The sequence below is a fragment of the Amycolatopsis sp. NPDC051373 genome (assembly GCF_040689465.1).
Classification (GTDB): Bacteria; Actinomycetota; Actinomycetes; order Mycobacteriales; family Pseudonocardiaceae; genus Amycolatopsis.
This window is the reverse complement of record NZ_JBFBAE010000044.1, coordinates 21239-40832: the sequence shown is the minus strand read 5'-3', so window position 1 is coordinate 40832 and position 19594 is coordinate 21239. Positions and strand designations below refer to the sequence as shown.

The 19594-nt window shown below is 68.0% G+C and carries 20 protein-coding genes and 1 pseudogene; 4 read left to right on the top strand and 17 right to left on the bottom strand.

Going from position 1 to position 19594, the window contains the following annotated elements; translation table 11 throughout:
* Window positions 1–38: 38 nt before the first annotated feature.
* From AB0383_RS47120 to AB0383_RS47100, 5 genes and pseudogenes are all read right to left on the bottom strand, one after another.
* Window positions 39–665 (bottom strand): TetR family transcriptional regulator C-terminal domain-containing protein, encoded by a 627-nt coding sequence (locus tag AB0383_RS47120; protein WP_364179207.1) that lies wholly within the window; start codon window positions 663–665, stop codon window positions 39–41.
* Between the two features lie 254 nt (window positions 666–919).
* Window positions 920–2125 carry a hypothetical protein gene (locus tag AB0383_RS47115; protein WP_364179209.1) on the bottom strand — a complete coding sequence of 402 codons (1206 nt, stop codon included), beginning with the start codon at window positions 2123–2125 and terminating at the stop codon, window positions 920–922.
* Between the two features lie 441 nt (window positions 2126–2566).
* Window positions 2567–3466, bottom strand: coding sequence for a GMC oxidoreductase (locus AB0383_RS47110; RefSeq protein WP_364179211.1), 900 nt, complete (start codon window positions 3464–3466; stop codon window positions 2567–2569).
* A gap of 37 nt (window positions 3467–3503) precedes the next feature.
* Window positions 3504–4082, bottom strand: a pseudogene (locus AB0383_RS47105) (GMC family oxidoreductase N-terminal domain-containing protein); the annotation flags it as partial.
* A gap of 80 nt (window positions 4083–4162) precedes the next feature.
* Window positions 4163–5068 (bottom strand): hypothetical protein, encoded by a 906-nt coding sequence (locus AB0383_RS47100; protein WP_366191014.1) that lies wholly within the window; start codon window positions 5066–5068, stop codon window positions 4163–4165.
* A gap of 67 nt (window positions 5069–5135) precedes the next feature.
* Here AB0383_RS47100 and AB0383_RS47095 point away from each other — a divergent pair, with 67 nt between their 5' ends.
* Window positions 5136–5882, top strand: a complete 747-nt coding sequence (locus tag AB0383_RS47095) for an SDR family oxidoreductase (RefSeq protein WP_364179215.1) — start codon at window positions 5136–5138, stop codon at window positions 5880–5882.
* 64 nt (window positions 5883–5946) lie between these two features.
* On the opposite strand, the gene AB0383_RS47090 is transcribed toward AB0383_RS47095, so the two are convergent.
* From AB0383_RS47090 to AB0383_RS47065, 6 genes are all read right to left on the bottom strand, one after another.
* Window positions 5947–7317 carry an NAD(P)/FAD-dependent oxidoreductase gene (locus AB0383_RS47090; protein WP_364179217.1) on the bottom strand — a complete coding sequence of 457 codons (1371 nt, stop codon included), beginning with the start codon at window positions 7315–7317 and terminating at the stop codon, window positions 5947–5949.
* Between the two features lie 45 nt (window positions 7318–7362).
* Entirely contained in the window at window positions 7363–8721 is a 1359-nt protein-coding gene (locus tag AB0383_RS47085; RefSeq protein WP_364179219.1) for an FAD-dependent oxidoreductase, read from the bottom strand.
* Between the two features lie 163 nt (window positions 8722–8884).
* Window positions 8885–9574: a hypothetical protein gene (locus tag AB0383_RS47080; protein ID WP_364179221.1), complete on the bottom strand. Its 690-nt coding sequence runs from the start codon at window positions 9572–9574 to the stop codon at window positions 8885–8887.
* Window positions 9575–9841: 267 nt separating this feature from the next.
* A complete protein-coding gene (locus AB0383_RS47075; protein ID WP_364179223.1) occupies window positions 9842–10003 on the bottom strand; it encodes a hypothetical protein in 162 nt (53 codons plus the stop codon).
* Between the two features lie 61 nt (window positions 10004–10064).
* Window positions 10065–10448, bottom strand: coding sequence for an MmcQ/YjbR family DNA-binding protein (locus AB0383_RS47070; protein ID WP_366191010.1), 384 nt, complete (start codon window positions 10446–10448; stop codon window positions 10065–10067).
* A gap of 381 nt (window positions 10449–10829) precedes the next feature.
* On the bottom strand, window positions 10830–11447 hold the full coding sequence (locus AB0383_RS47065) for a TetR family transcriptional regulator C-terminal domain-containing protein (RefSeq protein ID WP_364179226.1): 618 nt from the start codon (window positions 11445–11447) through the stop codon (window positions 10830–10832).
* Window positions 11448–11672: 225 nt separating this feature from the next.
* On the opposite strand from AB0383_RS47065, the gene AB0383_RS47060 reads away from it, so the two are divergent.
* Window positions 11673–12617, top strand: a complete 945-nt coding sequence (locus AB0383_RS47060; protein WP_364179228.1) for an NADP-dependent oxidoreductase — start codon at window positions 11673–11675, stop codon at window positions 12615–12617.
* A 102-nt stretch (window positions 12618–12719) separates the two neighbouring features.
* On the opposite strand, the gene AB0383_RS47055 is transcribed toward AB0383_RS47060, so the two are convergent.
* The 6 genes from AB0383_RS47055 to AB0383_RS47030 all read right to left on the bottom strand — a co-directional run bounded on the left by AB0383_RS47055 (window position 12720) and on the right by AB0383_RS47030 (window position 16535).
* Complete coding sequence (locus tag AB0383_RS47055) at window positions 12720–13040, bottom strand: helix-turn-helix transcriptional regulator (protein ID WP_364179229.1); 321 nt, start codon at window positions 13038–13040, stop codon at window positions 12720–12722.
* A 100-nt stretch (window positions 13041–13140) separates the two neighbouring features.
* Window positions 13141–13839 carry an FAD-binding oxidoreductase gene (locus tag AB0383_RS47050; RefSeq protein ID WP_364179230.1) on the bottom strand — a complete coding sequence of 233 codons (699 nt, stop codon included), beginning with the start codon at window positions 13837–13839 and terminating at the stop codon, window positions 13141–13143.
* The gene (locus tag AB0383_RS47045; protein ID WP_364179231.1) at window positions 13839–14447 is read right to left on the bottom strand and encodes a sulfite oxidase-like oxidoreductase; all 609 of its coding nucleotides are present in this window, start codon (window positions 14445–14447) and stop codon (window positions 13839–13841) included. Before AB0383_RS47045 ends, AB0383_RS47050 begins: the two co-directional genes overlap by 1 nt.
* Window positions 14448–14494: 47 nt before the next feature.
* Window positions 14495–14929 (bottom strand): DUF5709 domain-containing protein, encoded by a 435-nt coding sequence (locus AB0383_RS47040; protein WP_364179232.1) that lies wholly within the window; start codon window positions 14927–14929, stop codon window positions 14495–14497.
* A 133-nt stretch (window positions 14930–15062) separates the two neighbouring features.
* The gene (locus tag AB0383_RS47035; RefSeq protein WP_364179234.1) at window positions 15063–15710 is read right to left on the bottom strand and encodes a sigma-70 family RNA polymerase sigma factor; all 648 of its coding nucleotides are present in this window, start codon (window positions 15708–15710) and stop codon (window positions 15063–15065) included.
* A gap of 411 nt (window positions 15711–16121) precedes the next feature.
* A complete protein-coding gene (locus AB0383_RS47030; protein ID WP_364179236.1) occupies window positions 16122–16535 on the bottom strand; it encodes a hypothetical protein in 414 nt (137 codons plus the stop codon).
* Window positions 16536–16845: 310 nt separating this feature from the next.
* On the opposite strand from AB0383_RS47030, the gene AB0383_RS47025 reads away from it, so the two are divergent.
* Together AB0383_RS47025 and tal are read left to right on the top strand one after the other, a co-directional pair.
* Complete coding sequence (locus AB0383_RS47025) at window positions 16846–18453, top strand: cytochrome bc complex cytochrome b subunit (RefSeq protein ID WP_364179237.1); 1608 nt, start codon at window positions 16846–16848, stop codon at window positions 18451–18453.
* Window positions 18450–19553: a transaldolase gene (gene tal, locus AB0383_RS47020; protein WP_364179238.1), complete on the top strand. Its 1104-nt coding sequence runs from the start codon at window positions 18450–18452 to the stop codon at window positions 19551–19553. The genes AB0383_RS47025 and tal overlap by 4 nt, the downstream gene beginning before the upstream one ends.
* The last annotated feature ends 41 nt before the right edge of the window (window positions 19554–19594 follow it).

The window sequence follows — 19594 nt, the reverse complement described above, 5'->3', positions numbered from 1 at the left end:
GAGATCGTTCGCTCCCCCGGTATCCCGTTACCGGCGGCTCACACTTCGAGAGTGCGGATGTAGTCGATGGCCATGTCGAGCGCGATGCGCATGGACTTGATGTCCCCCTCGGTCTGCGCGAGCAAGTACCCGCCTTCGAGGGCGCCCATCAAGCCGATCGCGAGCCGTTCGGGATCGGCGTCGCGGCGCAGTTTGCCCGCGTCGCGCATCCGCCGCAGACCATCCGCGATCAGGCCGCGCCAGGTTTCGAAGTGGCCGGCCAGAGCGGATCGAGCCCGCTCGTTCTGATCGGAAAGCTCACACGCCAGCGAGCCGAGCTGGCATCCATATGCCCTGTTGCGCAGGGCATTCCGCTGGATGATCGCATCGCGCCACCGCTCGAGCCCACTGACCGAGTCGAGCCGGCGCAGCTGTTCCCCCTGCGCGGTCAGCAGGTCTTCGGCCTGATGTTCGATCACATCCTGGACCAGCGCGTCCTTGTCGGCATAGTGACGGTAGAGCTGCGACTTGCTGGTACTGCTCGCCGCGCGAACATCGTCGAGGGTGGTGGCGGCCACCCCCTTGACCGTCATCACGTCCACGGCAGCGCGGACGATCCGGGCCCGGGTTGCTTCACCGCGCGCCGTCAGCCGGACAGGCTTCATTGTGCTCTCCGGTTCCACCACCGCGACAGATTATCGCACCTGCCTGTGCCCGCGTGCCCCGCGATGCAATTCGGCCATCCGCGCCGAAGTCAATGCGCTTCCTCACGCCGTAACCGTTAACCGCCGGAAAACGGACGTGGCGGAGAAAGCCCGCATCCGTGACCGACTTACGACCATCAGAGCCCGGTCGGGAAGCGCCGCCTGACTGACTCGTCGAGTGAAGACATCGCCGCATTGTCATTTCCACGAGATCGGTCCGCCCCGCCACATCGGAGTCAATCACCGTTGTCGACGTCGTCGGAAAGTGCCTTGCGGAGGTGGTTGACGGCCTGTCGGGTCATCCCGGCACGACGGCCCAGTTCTGCGTCGTTGTCACTGTGGTACCGCGCATCGCCCCAGCTGATGATCTGTGCGAGAAGTGCGGCACGGGCCGCTTTGGCACGCTGCAGCCGTTCGACGGCCTCGCGGGCTTGGGTCAGTTCGTCGTCGATGAGGCGGGACCGCAGTTCGTCCCGGTAGGCGTGCGCGACAGCTTCGGCCCCGACCAGTTTGATCCCGTCCCGCAGGGCGGCGGTGCGCTCGCGCTCGGCGAACACCGAGACGGCTTCGTCGTCGTGGTCCGCGGTCATCCGGCCGATCAGGGTGTGCGCAGGCTCGGCGAACCACCTGGCCGCATCCAGAATCGGCCGGTTGTCGGCCTCGTGGGCGCGGTAGGCGTAGAGCCACGCCCGCGCTCCGTACACCTTCAGCCCGATGCCACTGCCTTCCTCGCACGGCCTTCCCAACTCCTCTCGAAGCTGCGAGTCGAGGTGGTACCGAGACCTACTCAGCACGTCGGCCGCGTCGTCGAGCTCGGTGTCTTGCATCTCGGCCCACTCACCTCGGACCAACCCCGGCACTGCCGCGACGGCATCAGCGCAATTGATCATGCCCTCCAGCGACGTCTCGACACCCCGCGGTCCCTGGTGGTATCGGCTGCACGCGGCATCGATCAACCGCACGGCCGCCACGGATTCAGCGGACCATTCGAGATCGTCGGTGCCGGGCACTCGGAACAGGTTGTCGACCAACTGCTGCGCCGGCGGCACGAGCGAAGCCACGAACGCGTCGCCTTGTTCGCGAGTCAGGTACACCCACGCGGGCGTCGACGGACGCCCCGCGGCGGGGAAATCCACGCGCGTCCAGGTGTCGATGAAGAACATCAGCAACTCCGGAATCGGCCGAGTGGCCGCGTTCATCGAGTTGATCGGACTCTCGCCGGGGTACTGCGACTTCCAGACCGACCGATCCCCATCTCCGAGAACAGGCACGTACATCCGCCAGTCAGCGCAGAAGAACGACATCTCGCCGGTGCGGACATTGAGCAGGACCCGCTGGTAATGCCCCACCCATGAATCAGCCTGGGTGGGCAGCGGAGGCAAATCCACATCTTCGGGAACCGGGATGTGCACAATTTCGACCGCACCGGCGTTGCGGGGCACGGCGAGTGCAGGGGCGACGGGCACAGTCGGCTTCCTCCTCCCTAAGCGGGTTGGGCAATGAGCTTGTCGTGGATCCGAAATGGTGCCGATCTGCTTGTCATCGCTCAGGCAGGACGTCAATCGGCTTGACATCCACTGCGTGGTGGAGACAATTCTTTTCGCGAACAGCGCTCACGGAAGAGCTTCGAGATCCCGGTCTCCGGCCGACGGCTCGGCGTCGCTCATTCCCTTACCCCTCCTGTGTGCGGCTCAGCGGTCGCAGCGGGTGCGTGCGGCGACCCGCGTCATCGGGCAAGTGGTTGGTGTCGGTCCGTCTCGAAGTCTTACCGGCAGCGTCGCGACCTCGTTCGTTCCCCGACGGTCGACCTCGCGCCCAGCGAAGCATTGCCGCTCGGTGGGCGTCGCTGCGCTCCCTGTGCACGACCGACCGCCGCGAGAGCGTCAGGACACCGAGCCGGCCACCTCGCGGCCGCGGACGAGGTCGGCGGCTTTTTCGCCGATCATGATCGTGGCCGCGTTGGTGTTGACGCAGACGATGCGCGGCATGACCGATGCGTCGGCGACCCGCAGGCCGCGCACACCGCGCAGACGCAGATCGGGGTCGACGACCGCGTCGGGGCCGGTGCCCATCGCGCAGGTGCCGACCGGGTGGAAGTACGTGCCGGTGGCACGGGTCACGAACTCGCGCAGGCTCTGCTGGTCGCGGGCCTCCGGGCCAGGGTGCAGTTCCTTCCCGCGCCACGCGTCGAACGGGTGCGCGGCGGCGATCTCGCGAGCCACGGCGACGGCGTCGACGAGGCGCAGCACGTCGCGCTCGGCCCCCAGGTAGTTCGGGTCGATCAGTGGCGGTGCGCTCGGATCAGGCCCCGCGATGCGGACGGCGCCGCGGGCCTGCGGGACGGTCGCCAGTCCGAAGGTGAAGCTGTTCGGCGGGGCGGGCAGGGCCGGCGGGCCGAAGGGGACGTGCATGAACATCAGCTGCATGTCGGGCCCGGTGAGGCTCGGGTCGCTGCGCGACACCATCGAGGTCTCGGCGTGGTTGGTCTTGCCGGGCGGAATCGGCCGTGCGGCCTCGTAGACGACGTTGCACAGCGGGTGGTCGTGGAGGTTGCGGCCGACGCCGGGCAGGTCGTGCACGACGTCGACACCGGCGCGTTCGAGGTCTGCGACGGTCCCGACACCGGAGAGCAGCAACAGTCGCGGTGAGTCGACCGTGCCGGCGCTGAGGATGACCTCGCGGTCGGCGTACACGATGTGGCCGGCGCCGTCCTGCCGGTATTCCACACCGGTGCACTGGCCGGCCGCGAACAGCAGCCGGTGTGCGCGGGCGCCGGTAGCCACCGGTGAGGTTGGGCCGACCGTCCCGGATCGGCCGCAGGTAGGCCGCGGCGGTGCTCTGTCGCACCCCGTCCGCGATCGAGAGGTCGTGCCAGCCGGCACCTTCACCGTCGGCACCGTTGAAGTCGCCGGTCGGCGGGTGTCCGGCGGCCACCGCGGCGTCGACGAACACCTGCGAGAGCGGGTTGGGTGCGGCCGAGGGTGCCGGGCGCAGCGGGCCGTCCGTGCCGCGAAGGCGGGCATCGCGGCCCGGCACGGATTCCATGCACCGGAAATACGGCAGGACCGAGTCGTAGTCCCAGCCCGTGCAGCCCATCCTGGCCCACTGGTCGAAGTCGTCGCGGTGCCCTCGCAGGTGCACCATCGCGTTGATGCTGTGCGACCCGCCGAGGGTGTGACCGCGCGGCCAGTCGTGTGCGGCCCCGCCGGTGCCGGCCTGCCCGACGGTGCGGTAGCCGTAGTCGACTTCGGTACCCCAGAGACTGGGCCACGCCGGTGGGTCGGAGATTGCGGCCTTGGTATCGGGGCCACCGGACTCGAGCAGGAGCACGCGACTGTCAGCGTCCTCCGACAGACGCGCCGCCACCACACACCCGGCCGTGCCCCCGCCGACGATCACGTAGTCGTAGAGCACTCATGAGCCGGCCTCGGCCGAGCGGCCGGCGGTCTGTTTCGCCTGTGCTTCAACGAAGATACTGTTCACGCCGGATCCTTCAGGTCGCCGTGCTGCTCCCACAGATAGCCCCACAGGTACGACGTCGCATACGACCGGTACGGCCGCCATGGCTCACTGCGCCGCTCCGCGGCCTTCGGCGTGATCCGCCTGTCCAGTCGATCGAATGTCGTGATCGCCGAGCGCACAGCGAGGTCGCCGGCCGGGAAGATGTCCGGTCGACGCAGGTACCGCAGCATGAACATCTGCGCTGTCGAAGGACCGATACCCGCCACGGCCACGAGCTTGGTTCGAATCTCGGCATCCGACATCGCCGCGAGCCCGCCCGGGTCCAGCAGGCCGTCATCGGCGTGTTCCGCAAGCCCACGGATCGCCGTGGCTTTCTGGTGGGACAGGCCGGCGCCGCGCAAAGTCCGTTCGTCGGCCGTGACGACCCGCTCGGCGGTGATGGCGCCGCCCAGCTGCGCGACAAGCCGGGTGTAGATCGCCGAAGCGGTCGCCCTGCTGAGCTGCCGCGAGGCGACCGTGAACGACAACCATTCGAGCGGACCGTGGACCTCGACCGGAAGGTGGGTCTCGTAGGCGTCGATCGGTCCTGTCGACCGCACCCACCGGGCGAGCGAGTCGCCGCGCGAGCCCAAGTGCTCGTACGCGGCGCGCTGTTCCTTGGTTGCGCGCTTCCCGGTGCGAGTCATGGTCACGACGCCAGGGTCCCAAATGTGGCCTACATAGTCCAGGACCAGGTCACGTCGATCCAGAAGGGCACCCTCGGGCCGCGCGCTGATCTCGCTCATTCCCCGGTGCGATTGAACCGAGTTGGCGACGGTAGCAGCCCAGGAACCCGCCGCGGGTCGGCCGCACGAGTGGACTATATAGTTCTCTTCGATGCATGATGGATCCGCGGGAAGCCGTCCTCCGGCACCGCGCGACACCGGCCGCACTCGGCGCCACGTCATCGAGCTGTCCGGTCAAGACACCAACTACTGTGGAGTGATCACCATGTCGGCACGTGCAGCCCTGATCACCGGCGGCACCAGCGGGATCGGGAAGGCGACCGCGCAGGTTTTGCACAGCCGTGGCTATCGCGTCGCGGTCACCGGACAACGTCCGGAAAGCGTCGCGCGGGCGCGCGAGGAGCTCCCCGAAGACGTCCTGGTCTTGCAGGCCGACGCGCGCTCGCTCGCTGACACCGACAAGGTGGTGTCCGAAGTCGGCGAACGATTCGGGAGTCTGACCACGCTGTTCCTGAACGCCGGCGTCAGCCGGCCCGTGACTCTGGACGTCTGCGACGAAGAAGCCTTCGACGAGGTGTTCGCCGTCAACACCAAAGGGCAGTTCTTCACCCTGGTCAAGGCGCTGCCGCTGCTGACCGACGGCGCTTCTGTCATCGTCACCGTGGGAATCGGAGCGACGCGAAGCCTGACCGGCAACAGCATCGCGGCCGGGTCGCACGGCGCGATGCTGGCCATGATCCCGACGCTGGCCCTGGAGCTCGCCCCGCGCCGCATCCGGGTCAACGCCGTGAGCCCGGGATTCACCGACACCCCCATGACGCGGACCGCGCTCGGCACGGGATCTGACGACGTCCCCGCGACGATGGCGACGATGGCCGAGAGGAACCCGTTCGGTCGCCTGGGCACGCCTGAGGACATCGCCGGGACCGTCGCGTTCCTGGCTTCGGACGAGGCCGCCTACGTCACCGGGCAGGAGATCGTGGTGTCCGGCGGCGCCGGGCTGGCCATCTGACCGAGCGCACGAGAAGACGAACCTTCGACGGCCGGCAGGATTCCGCATCCTGCCGGCCGTCTCATCACCGCAGCTGACTGACGAGTTTGTCGGCGGCGAGGGTGAGAGCTTCCGTGTAGCTGGGGAACTGGACGATGCCGTCGGCGAGATCGTCGATGGTGAGGTGGTGCCGGATGGCGAGGGCGGCGGTGTTGATCCACTCACCGGCGAGCGGAGCGACGGCCCAGGCACCGACGAGGGTGCGCTGCCGGCGATCCGCGATCAGCGTGAAGGTGCCGTAGGGGTCCGTCTCGTAGGTGTAGGGGCGCGCGATCTCGTCGGCCAACTGCAGGGTGCAGGCCACGACGTCGATCCCCTGGCCGCGGGCCAACGCGGGGGTGAGGCCCACGGCGGCGATCTCGGGCTGGGTGAACACCACGCGGGGGACGGCGGTGTAGTCGGCGACGCGCGGGCGGCCCAAGATATTGTCGGCCACCACGCGGCCCTGGTAGGTGGCCACGTGGGTGAACAGCGCGACTCCTGTGACGTCTCCGACGGCCCACAGCCCGTCGCCGGCCCGGCAGTTTTCGTCTACTTCGACGTGCCCCCGGGACCCGGGCCGCACGCCGACGGCCTCCAGGTTCAGGGAGGCGGTGTGGGGAGTGCGGCCGGTGGCGTTGACGAGCACATCCGTGTCCACAGTGGTGCCGTCCTCCAACTCGACGACGATCTCTTCGCCACGCCGGCCGCAAACGCGCCGGACGGTGTGCGCTCGGACGCCGGTCCGGACGTCGATTCCATCCGCAGTCAACAGCTCGGCGATCAAGTCGCCCAGTGCCGGATCTTCGCGGTCCAGCAAGCGCGAGCCGCGCTGCACGATGGTGACCTGGCTGCCCATCCGAGTCAGGAAATGGCCGAGTTCGATGCCGGTCGCGCCGCCGCCGAGGAAGGTCACCCGTTCCGGGATCCGGGTGAGGGTGGTCGTCTGGCGGTTGGTCCACACCGGCACCTCGGCCAGGCCGGCGATCGACAGGTGACTCGGAGCCGCGCCGGTGGCGATGACGACGTGGTCGGCGGTCAGCGTGCGACCCTGGACCTCGACCTTGCCGGGCCCGGCCAGGCGCGCGGTCGCCTTGATCACGGTGGCGCCGAGCTTGCGCAAACCGTCGACCTGGCCGGTGTCGTCGAGGTGGCGGACCATGAAGTCGCGGTAGTCACGCAACGTCGTCCACTCCAGACCCGGCCGCGTGAGCCCGGCGGTGCGCTCGGCTTCGGCGCGAGCTTCGGTGGAACGAAGCAGGGTCTTGGACGGGATGCAGGCCCTGTAGGCACACTCCCCGCCGATCAGCTCCTTCTCGATGACCGCGATCCGCTTTCCGCCGGCCAGGAGGCGGTAAGCGGCGGCTTCACCGCCGGTGCCCATGCCGATCACGATCGCGTCGAAGTGCTCGCTCATCAAGACCACCATCCGATGGGTCTGTCCTGCTTTCGGGTCGTGCGCTCAACGCGGCGAGGTTCGGTCCTGAGAAGTCCGGTTCGGCAGCGCCGCGGGTTCACCGCCGTCGAGGAAAGCGTCGCGAGGGTGCTGCACCGACGCCAGCGAGAGGATGTCCCGGCCGAACAACCCGGCGGTCAGCCAGATCACGAGCACGCGGACCTTGCGTTCCCAGCTGGGCACGGCCAGCACGTGATAACCACGGTGCATCAGCCAGGCGAGCGGCCCCTTGATCACGAGTCGCCGGTACTGGAAGATCCCGTGACCGATGCCGAGCTCCGCGATGGAGCCGAGGCTGTGGTGACGGTAGTTCTTCGGCTTTCCGCCGCGCAGGGTCGCGACGATGTTGCGGGCGAGCAGCTTGCCCTGGCGCACGGCGTGCTGGGCGTTGGGCACCGTGCGGGTGCCCGGGATCGGCGAGGTGAGGTCTTCGATCGCGGCGTCGTCGCCGGCGGCCCACGCGTCGGGCACCGGTTCGGCGTCGGTACCGACCCGCAGGTCCGGCCGGGCGACGACGAATCCACGTTCGTCCACCGGGAGGTCGGTGTGCTTGTCCACGACCGGGTTCGCCGCGTTGCCGGCCGTCCACACAATGAGCTCCGAATCGAACTCCTCGCCGGTGGAGAGCACCACGTGCCCACCGGTCATCGACTTGATCTGCGTGTCCAGGTGCACCTGCGCACCACGTCGTTGCAGGAAACGCACGACCCAGCGTCCTGGCGAGTCGGTGACCTCGGGCAAGATCCGGCCTGACGCCTCGACGAGGTGGAACCGAAGCTCGTCGCGATGCAGTTCGGGATAGCGCTTCAGCAGCGCGGCCGCCAGCGACAGCAGCTCGGCGAAGCCCTCGACGCCGGAGAACCCACCCCCGACGAAAGTGGCGGTGAGCAGCTTCTGCCGACACGGCCCGGGCGGCAGCACGGCCGCTCGGTCGAACGACGTCAGCAGCCGGTCGCGGATCGCGACCGCTTCCTCCACGTGCTTGAGGCCGATGGCCTGTTCGGCGATGCCCGGCACCGGGAACTTGCGGGTGACCGCGCCGGCGGTGACCACGACGACGTCGTAACCCTGTTCGAGCGGGTCCCCGCCGGCGCGCCGGATCGTCACCATCCGGCGTTTGTGGTCGATCGCGTCGACCATCCCGGTGATGATCCGAGTGCGGTGGAGGTGGCGGCGCAGCGACACCGCGGCGTGCCGCGCTTCGATCGACCCGGCCACCACCTCGGGCAAGAACGGCTGATAGGTCATGTACGGCCGTGGGTCGACCACCGTCACTTCGGCCTCGTCCCGGCGCAGCTTCTTTTCGAGTTTCCATGCGGCATAGAAGCCCGCGTATCCGCCGCCGACGATCAAGATCTTGCGCATGAGGCCTCTGTTTCTCAGGTCCGCGGCCGAAGATGCCCTGGTCGAACTCGCTGCCCGGCACGGAATCGAGCCATCGCACCCAGGCCGGGCATTCGTGCGCACACCGCTGCGTCCGGGCTCAGTTGTGTTTGCTCGATCCTCTGCGCCGTGCCCGCGACAGTTCTTACCTTGGATCTCGGACCTTCCAGGCCACCTGTGGCGGCACCGCCCGCGACACCTCCCACAGCAGAGCCGCGGCATAAGTGCGGAACGGCGCCCACTGTCGGCCGAATCCTTCGTCGGCGCTGCCACACGCCCAAATCCGCCGGACGACCCGGGCGAGCACCGGGTCGTCGACCGGCAGCACGTCCGGCCGGTGCAGGCGGCGGATCAGGAACAAGTCCGTCACATCACGGGGAATCCCGTACCGCGCAAGGATCTGCCGGACTTGGCGGTCGTTGCGCCCGACGAGGAGGTCCAGGTCGATTTCGCCGGCCAGCTGTGCGTGCGCGAGCCGCACCAGCCCGTCGGCGTCCGCCCGCGGCACACCCAGTGCGGTCAGCCGGCCGGCACCGAGGTCGGCGACCATTGCCGGAGACGGGTGCCCGCGCGACGCACGGCAGATCTGCGTGTACACCGTGGAAGTCGACGGTGCGCACAACTGCCGCGCACCGAAGTAGCGAACCAGCGCCGGGAAATGGCCGCCGAGACCGGCTTCCTGCCGGTGGCTGAACGGCTCCGGCCGGCCGAACCGGCGAACGAGACAGCGCATGACCGGGTCGCGCCCCACCAGGTGGTCATACGCGAGTTCCGACTCCGTGACAGCGGCACCGACCAAGACAGGAATATCCCGCGCGTGCAAACCGACCTTCATCGGACGCCTCCTGCTCACAGTTCAGTCCGTAGCCGGCGGGCGTGGCCTTGTCCCACGCCTCGGCATGCCGAGCTCCGCGTTCCAGTCAGCCGCACGAGCGCCCAGAACGGACCCGTACCGTCCGCGGGCCGCGCGGAACCCGTAAGTCACGCGAGGCGCGGAGGGCTCAGCGCGGTCCACATTGGACATCAGCGCGCCGGCATTGACACCGCGCGCCCGGATTCGCGCACGCCGGATCGCCTCGCTGATCAACCCGTCATCGCCGGGCTAGCTCCGAACGGTGTCCAGAAGCTCCAGCCACGCCCGGATGAACATCTCGAACCCGGCATCCTCGGCAGCGCAGTGCGCGGCGTCGGTCGCGGGCTCCTTCCCCGTGTCGCCGCAGCCGCCGATCGCGGCCGTTTCCCGGCCGGTGAACCTGTCGGTCATAGCTCTCCGTCGCATGCCGAGAGTCGATGCTCGTTGATCCCCAGGAGTTGACGGCAGCAGCTCAGGCGCGGCCGCCGTAGGTCTGGGGATCCACGGGCTGCTCGGACTTCGGAAGCCCGCCGACCACGAGACGGTAGGAATCGATCACGAGCTCCTTCACCAGCTTCGCGCCGATCGTGCCCCCGCCTTCCACCGTGATCCAGTGCTTCTTGTTCATGTGGTAGCCGGGCGTGATGTCCGCGTGCTGCTCACGCAGGGCGGTGGCGTTGTCCGGATCTGCTTTCACGACCACCACGGGGTGCCCCGGCAGATCGGTCATGAGCAGGAAGACCTTGCCACGCACCTTGTAGAGGTCCCAATCGGGGCCGAAACGATGCTCGAGGTCGGCGTCGGGCAGTGCCACACCGCAGTCGCCCGCGATCTTCTGCAGCTTGTCGCCGTCCAAGTGACCAACTCCTCTGTCGATTCGGCTTCGATCGCCACGTACTCAGCTATCGCGACAGCGGAGGTTCTTACTGCGGAGGCCGTCAACCCGGCCGCATCCGTCACCCGCAGTTCGCTGCGCTCCCCCAGCAGTAACAAGAGGCGGAGAGCCTTGTCGACCGACTCGATCGGGTACCGCGGCACGCGCGACCGAACCCCCCGACGTCTCCGGAGTCGACTTCTTCACGGCAGAGTCCCACGGGGCGTTGGGCGCTGAAAAACAGCAAGTTGAACCCTCATCACGTGGACTCTATAGTCCAGGTCGAGAGCGGCTTCCGCCGCCGAGGAGCGACTGGGCCACGGGCAGGACGGTGCTGCCTGAGCTCTCGGACTGCATCGTCTTTCACGTCGCGTGGAAGCGAACCTGGCCGAGGGCCATGTCGAGCGAGGCGCGCAATTGATCGGTGTCCTGGCTGGTGTGCGCCAGCAGATAACCTCCTTGCAGGGCGGCGATGACGCCGACGGCAAGGACTTCCGGCGCCACCTCGGAATCGAGTTCGCCGGCGGCCTGGATGCGCGACAAGGCCGAGGCGAGCAACCCCTGCCACCGGGAAAACGCTGTGGCGAGGGCGAGCCGGCCACGATCGTGGCGGTGAGCGAGGTGGTAGATGAGCGAGCCGAGAGGGCAACCGCCTTGCGCCGCGCACGAATCGAGCAGTCGCGACTGCCACTGTTCGAGGTCCGTGAGGCGTTCGACCGCGTCCAGGCTGGGACGCTGCGCCCGCAAGACGACCTCGAGCTGGGCCTCGACGATCGCCTCCACGATCCCGCCGGAGTCGGGAAACAGCTGGTTGAGCTCAGCCTGAGTCACGCGCGCGGCAGCATGAACACGCGCCGCGGTGAGCGAGCCGACGCCTTCGCGCAGCAGCAGCGTGGTCGCCGCCGCCACGACGCGCGCACGGGGTCCCGGCTCGGAAGCGTCGCGACCCGGGCAGGGCCTGTCATACCAGTCGGCCGTCATGGTGGCAACAGTAGCCGCACGGGATCCGGCCGGGGACTTCCCCCTGAGCAATCAAGGGCCCATATGGTCCACTTCTTATCCGCTGAGGGCAAGGCAGTAGATTCGAACTCAACCTCGGCGGCGCGGCCCGGGCCACCTGCCGAGTCCGGCTGAGTTCCCCATAATGGACTGCGAAGTCCACAAAGTGTGGACGTGATCACCGCACACACAGAGAAGAGGTTCCGGATGAAAGCGATTGTGGTGACGGACGAGGCCGCGGGAAGGGCCGGGATGACGCTGGCGGACCGGCCCGACCCCGACGTGGCGATGCTCGCCGACCTCGCGGGGGCGAACTACGGCGATGTCGTCGTCGAGGTTCACGCCTCGGGCTTCACCTGGGATGAGCTGTCGTGGCCCTCGACCTGGGTCGATCGCCGCGGCCGGGACCGGACGCCGACGATCCCCGGACACGAGGTGGCCGGCGTGGTCACCGCCCTCAGCTACGGCGCCGCAGGATTGTCCGTCGGTCAACGGGTGTTCGGTCTGACCGACTGGACTCGCGACGGCACGCTGGCGGAGTACGCGGTCGTCGAAGCCCGCAACCTCGCGCCGCTGCCGGGCGACGTCGACTTCACGACCGGCGCGGGCCTCGTCATGGCAGGCCTCACCGCGTGGCAAGGGTTGTTCGTGCACGGCCGGCTCGAGGCGGGACAGCGGATCCTCGTCCACGGCGCAGCCGGAGCGGTCGGCTCGATGGCGGCGCAGCTCGCGCGCGAGGCCGGTGCTTACGTCGTGGGCACCGGACGCGAGGCCGACCGCGCGACGGCCCACGATTTCGGGGTGCAGGAGTTCGTCGACCTGGAGAACGACGCGCTGGACGACGTCGGCAGTGTGGATCTGGTGTTCGATGTCTTCGGCGGTGACATCGGGTCGCGGTCCGCGGGTCTGGTTCGGGCCGGAGGGATGCTGGTGACGATCGCCGGCCCGCCGGAGACCCGGCCGACCGACGGCCTGGCGATCGACTTCGTCGTCGAGCCATCCCGTACCCAGCTGGGTGAAATCGTGCAGCGCGTGCGAGACGGCCGGGTGCGGACCAACATCGGCACCGTGGCGAGCCTCGACGACGCCGTGGCCGCCTTCAACCCCACCCAGCGGAAAAAGGGCAAGACGATCATCCGCGTTCGCCCGTAACGAGCGGACGAAACCGGTGCCGGCAACGTCAGCGACGCGACCTCGAAGGTGTGGCCCCCACCAGCGTTCCGCAGGACGGCCCGACGACGGCTCGTGGTGAGACTAGCGGATTCGCCGAGCCTCACCACGAGCCCTGGCGTTGCCCCGCTGCCCGCGAGCGAACCACTGAGTGCGGCCTTCAGCTTCCTTCTCGACGCGATGCCGCTTCCCGAAGATCTTGCCCCTGTGCCACTCGACCGTGCGTCCGCTGAGGAACAGCTGCGCGGCGATTTCGGAATCGGTGCACCCTTCGGCCGCCGGCCGCGCGATGGTGGCTTCCCGGCCGCTCAGCCGTTCCGACGGCGACGCCGCGCGCGCTTCCACGACGGCGCCGGCAGCGACGAGTTCGCGGCGCGCGCGTTCGGCGAACCCGTCGGCGCGCACGCGCCGGAAGGTCTCCGGTGGATATCGGTGCACAGCCGCGCCTCGTCAGTGATCGCCACGACACGACCCCTGGCACCGCGACGTGTCGGCAACGGCCGGTTCAGCTGGTCGGACCCCACCTGCTGACGCGGATTCGCCGCACGTCGACTCCGACCTCGAGAAGCAGGTTGGTGGCTCCGTCGCAAAAGCCCGCCGAGCCGCACACATAGACCTCGCGGTCGGACTCGATGAGAGGGCGAACGTCCTCGGCCGTGAGGCGCCCTACGGGACGGGAACTGCCCGCGGGCGCTTCGCGGGTGTAGACGACCGTGGTCTCCGGACCGGGGATCTCGTCCGCGTAGTACAGATCGGCGGGCGATCGGACGGACACCACAAGCCGCATCAGGTCGGGGCCGTTCGCGCGTCGCGCAAGCCGCAACATGGACATGAGCGGGACGACACCCGAGCCCCCGGCGAGGCCCAGGATCGGCGTGACACCGTCCCACGAGAAGAACCTGCCGACCGGACCGCGGACCTCCAGGACATCCCCGACTTCGACGACGTTGTGCAGAAACCCCGATACCTCACCGTCGGGCAGCATCTCGACCGTGATCTCGATGTCGTCCCCACCGGGGGAGCTCGCCACGGAGTAATCGCGCTGGGCGTGGTAGCCGTCCGGCGCGGTCAGCCGGACGACGTAGAACTGGCCGGGCCGGTGTGTCCGCGGTTCGGTCAGCCGCAGCCGGAAGGTCTTCGCGTGGGAAGCCTCTGGACCGATGGCGGCCACGACCGCGGTCTGCCAGGAGGAAGCGGAGGCCATCAGTCCCCCTGGTACCGCTGCTCGAGCCACGGGTCACCGTGGTCGTGGTAGCCGTTTCGTTCCCAGAAGCCCTGCTCGTCCTCGGCCATGAACTTCAGTCCGGACACCCATTTGGCGCTCTTCCAGAAGTACAGGTGCGGCACGAGGAGCCGGGCCGGGCCACCGTGGATGTCGTCCAGCGGTGCGCCGTTGACGTCCCACACCACCCAGGCCCGGCCGTCGACGACGTCCTCGATCGGCAGATTGGTGGTGTACCCAGTGTGCGAGCGCGCCATCACGTACGCCGCGTCGTCGCGCACCCCGGTGATGTCGAGCAGGGTGTCGATGGAGACCCCGTCGAAGGTCATCCCGAACTTGGACCACGTCGTGACGCAGTGGATGGCGCCTTCGTAGCGATCCGGTTCGAGTGCGTGGATCTCGTCCCAGGTCCAGCTGGTCGGTGTGTCGACGAGGCCGTCGATCGTGAAGGTCCAGTTCGCGGTGTCGATCGACGGAGTCGCTTCCGCGTGCAGCACCGGCCACTCGTCACCCGCGTCGTATTGACCGGGTGGCAGCCGCGGGTCTCGGTTGGAGCGTTGCCGCCCGACGAAACCTCTCGTCGTTACCATGTCTGTCCACCTTTCTCATGCGTTCAGCGCCGGAGGAGCTCCGGCACTCATTCCGGGACGATGTGAATGGCCGCTTCTTCGGCGGACGCGGCGGCGCCGTCCACACCCACGTCGGAGGCGAAGAGGTAGGGATACACCTCGTCGGCGTCCGGGTCTTCGACCAGCCGGCCCGCGCGCGCCTCTCCGACCTGGTCGTCGTAGAGCTCCCCGTCCGTGTCGGACGCGTCCCCGAGCCCGTCACCCTCATCCGCGACGGGAAAGACGTCCGGCACTTCACGCCGGAGCCGGTTACCGAGCTCCTCGTGGCCCGCGGCCTCCCGTGCCGTGAGCCCCCAGTCGAAGACCGCGGAGGGCCGTTCCGGCGGCGTGTACCCCTCGTCCAGGACGTCCGACACACCACGATCCACGAGGCTGTCCTCGGGATCCAGAACACCGTCGTCCAGGTCGACACCACCGTCGTACTCGTCGGTGTCGTCGCTCATGGAGTTCTCCCATCCAATCGGCCGCGCGGTCACGCGATTCTCATTGATGTGGACTATATAGTCCATATTGGCGAATTGGCCGTCTTGCCCGTGTGGAATACCCGACATCGAGTGGCCACGTCAAGCACGGTGGTCAGGAGATGAAGTCGTTGGCCACGAGGTAGGCGCGGATGTTGCGCCGGGCGTCGAACATCGCCTTGTAGATGGCGTTGCGGTTGGTTTCCAGTTTTGCGGCGAGGGCATCCATCGGGATGTTGTCGATGGCCAGGGCGACGAAGACGCGGCGCTGGCGTTCGGTCAGTGCGTCCTCGATGGCATGGGCGAGGGCGGCTCGGAGTTCGATGGCCTGCACCTGATGGGGCGGTTCGTCACCGACGGCGGCGCGAGCGCGCTCGGCCTCGTCGTGGTCGAGGGACACCCGGTGGTCCCGCCAGAAGTGCCGGCCGACTTTCGTCGAGACCTCAAGGATGACGAATTTGAAGGCCCAGGTCTTGAACTGCGCGTCGCCGCGGAACTCACCGATCTTGCGGGTGATCCGCATGAGGGCGTCGGCCGCGGCCTGGTGGGCCAGGTCTTCGAGTTCGGGGCCGGTGAGCCGGAGGACCGGCGACCTGCGCGCGGTCTCCCTCCTGGCGATCTTGATGAGCATCGCGTGCAGCCGGCGACAGGCGTCTTCGAATTCCGGGCTGCCAGGACTCAACTCCCGGACCCAGACGGCGGACGCGGGGTCGAAGCTCCGCCCATCGACCAGGACTCGCTCGTCGATCTCCGAGGTGGTCACGTGAACCGGGGTTTCAGTCCGGTGTCAGCGGGGTATGTCGTCTGCACACGGGATACGGCCGGCGTCATGCCGCCCCACCCCCTCTCTCATGACCGTTATCAGCATCTGAAATCCCCTGCCACGCCGTCACCGTTGCTTGTCCGACAGCACCGAAACCGACTCGCACACCACGCACGGAGAGTCAGCAGACCGAGCCATGGCCTCGGTGCCCGAACGGCTTGGCGCGATGCCGTCAAGCCGGGCCGACGCCATGAGCGTTCGGCCAACTCGTGTTTCGAGGCGCGGCAAGGGCCGCTCCACCTACCCGCGAGCTGTCGGGACTGCCGCTACCTTCATAGCAAAACAGGACCATTAAGTCCAGAAGGTCTCCACCCCCGTGCCGAATGTCCATAAAGAACTGCGCGTTGGGCCTCACGCCGTTCGAAGCGACGACTGGCTGTCGGTGTCCCACCGGCGCGGGACACCGCGGACACGGCGCCGTCGAGCCTCGCGCTTCGTGAGGATGCCGGCGGCGGCGAGCGCGCGGACCACCGACGAACGGCCGGCGTTGAGCCGGAACCGGTACCGGGTTTCCGGGGTACGAGCCGTGTCGAGATGTCCCCGAAGGAGTCGCGTCGCCGCGGTGCCGAGCCCGGTGCAGTCGGTCAGGTCGACGGTGACGATGCCACGGCACAACGCGGTCGCGACGTCGAGCTCCGCGCAGAGCACCTCGACGGCCGATCGCTCGATCAGGCCGCCGGTGACGAAGAGGGTTATCGAGCCGTCGGACACCACGGTCCTCAGAAGCTCCTTCGGATGACGAACCGCGATCGCGCTCCCCGTCATCAGTGAAGGCTTCTCCACTACCGTTCCCTCCGGAACGCTGTGCTGGCTTGCGAACACGAGGTCCCCTCCCCTGTGGGTGATCACCTGTTGGCGGCAACCCCTGATCTCCCCCTTACCGCGGCCCCGGGATCACGTCCGGTGGAATGCCCCGCAGAGGCGCCCGGTCCCCCAGGCGGTTGTGGTCTCATGGCGGCCGGGCCCCGTGGGATTCAGCCGCGAAACAGGTCCGGATCCCCGCGCGTAGTGGCAGCCACTCTTTTGGGTCCACCCGCGGGGGTAAGACGCGGCCGATCGCTGCCTCGAACACTGCATGAGCTCACTGACCACGCCGACCATGGGCACGGGCGTGCTTGCGAAGCGTCTCGGGCAGGCCGCGGACAACGCAGATCAGCGGTACAAGCTCGCCAAGGGCCTGCGGCACCAGATGAACAAGGTCTTCCCGACCCATTGGTCCTACCTGATCGGCGAGGTCTCGCTGTACAGCTTCATCGTCGTGATCGCGACGGGCGTGTACCTGACGCTGTTCTTCGATCCCTCGATGCAGGAAGTCACCTACCACGGCAGCTTCACGAACCTGCAGGGCGTCGAGATGTCGCAGGCCTTCAAGACGACCCTGGACCTCTCGTTCGACGTGCGCGGCGGGCTGTTCGTGCGCCAGCTGCACCACTGGGGCGCACTGGTCTTCATCGCCGCGACACTCCTGCACATGCTGCGGATCTTCTTTACCGGTGCGTTCCGCAAGCCGCGTGAGGCCAACTGGGTCATCGGCGTGATCCTGCTGCTGGTCAGCATGTTCGAGGGGTTCTTCGGTTACTCGCTGCCGGACGACCTGCTTTCGGGTACGGGCGTCCGCGCGACCCTCTCGGGCATCGTGCTGTCGGTGCCGGTCATCGGCACCTGGATCCACTGGGCGCTGTTCGGCGGCGAATTCCCGGGCGACCAGATCATCCCGCGCCTGTACACCCTGCACATTCTCGTGCTACCCGGAATCCTGTTCGCCTTGATCGGCGTACACCTGGTGCTGGTGTGGTTCCAGAAGCACACGCAGTTCCCCGGCGTGCGAGCGAAGGAAGACAACGTCGTCGGCATCAGGATCGTGCCCGAGTTCGCGCTCCACGGTGGGTCGCTCGCCGTGACCGTCACGGGTGTGCTCGCGTTGATGGCGGGTCTTTTCCAGATCAATCCGGTGTGGAACTTCGGGCCGTACAACCCGTCGATGGTGTCGGCCGGTTCGCAGCCGGACTGGTACATGGCCTGGGCCGACGGGATGCTGCGCATCTGGCCCGCGTGGGAGGTGTACCTCGGGAACTACACGATCCCAGCGGTGTTCTTCTCCGGCGCGATGGGCATGGGGCTGCTGATCACCATGCTGACCCTCTACCCCTGGATCGAGAGCAAGCTGACGAAGGACAAGGTGCAGCACCACAACCTGCTTCAGCGGCCGCGCGACGCACCGGTGCGCACCGCGCTGGGCATGATGGCACTCGGGTTCTTCCTGGTCATCGAGCTGTCGGGCTTCAACGACATCATCGCCGACCAGTTCGACATCTCGCTGAACGCCACCACGTGGGCCGGCCGCATCGGCGTGCTGATCGTGCCGCCGATCGCCTACTACATCACCTACCGGATCTGCCTGGGTCTGCAGCGGGCCGACCGCGAGGTGCTGGAGCACGGCGTGGAGACCGGCATCATCAAGCGCCTGCCGACCGGCGGGTTCATCGAGGTCCACCAGCCCCTGGCCGGGATGGACAGCCACGGCCATGCGGTGCCGCTCGAGTACCAGGGCGCGCCGGTGCCGAAGAAGATGAACAAGCTCGGCGCCGCGGGGCGCGCCGTCCCGGGCTCGCTCTGGACGCCGGACCCGCCCGAAGAGACCGCCGCCCTGGATCGAGCCACCGAACAGGGGGAAACGAGGTGACCGAAGACGAGGACAACGGCCGGCTTCGCGCCCTCACCGAGGCCGGCGTGTCGATCTGGCTGGACGAGCTCTCCCGCGACATCCTGGAGAACGGCGAATTCGAGCGCCTGGTGCGAAGCAGTTCAGTGGTGGGCGTCACCACGAACCCGACGATCTTCGCCCACGCCATCGCCCGGAGCAGTCGCTACGCCCCACAGCTGAAACGCCTGGCCGGCAACGGAATCGACGTAACGGAGGCCGTCCGGGCGGTGACGATCTGGGACGTTCAGCAAGCGGCGGACGTACTCCGTCCGATCTGGGAGAAGACCGACGGCGTTGACGGCAGGGCGTCACTCGAGGTGAGTCCCGAGCTCGCCGGCGACACCGACGCGACCGTCGCGGACGCGATCCAGCTGTGGGAGCTCGTCGACCGGCCCAACCTCATGGTGAAGATCCCCGCCACACGGGCGGGCGTGCGAGCTGTTTCCGGTGCGCTGGCGGCGGGCGTCAACGTGAATGTCACTCTGGTCTTCTCACCGCGGCGGTGTGCCGAGGTCGGTGAGGCGTTCGTCGACGGGCTCGAGCGAGCTCGTGACAACGGCCACGACCTCTCGACTATCCACTCGGTCTCTTCGCTGTTCGTGTCCAGGGTGGATACCGAAGTAGACAGACGGCTCGACGTCATGGGCGTCCCCGAAATGCGCGGCCGGGCCGCCCTGGCCAACGCGCGGCTCGCTCATGAAGCCGTGGCTGCGGTGTGGGAATCCCCGCGGTGGCAAAGCCTTGCCGCCGACGGAGCCCGCCCCCAGCGGTTGCTGTGGGCTTCGACCGGTGTCAAGGATCCGTCCTTTCCCGACACCAAGTACGTGACCGGCCTCGTCACGCACGGCACCGTGTCCACGATGCCGCCCTCGACCCTCTCGGCGTTCGCCGATCACGGCGAGCTTGCCGGGGACCGAGTCGTGGGGCTCGGCAAGGAAGCGACGGCCGACCTCGATGCCGTCGCCGCCGCCGGCATCGATCTCGATGACGTGTACGACACGCTCGAGCGAGAGGGCGTCGCCAAGTTCGCGGCCAGCTGGCGAGCCCTCCACGCGTCGGCAAGTGCGTTCCTCGGCTGAGGGCCCGCCGTCCTCGCTCACACCACGGTTGTCTCGAAGGG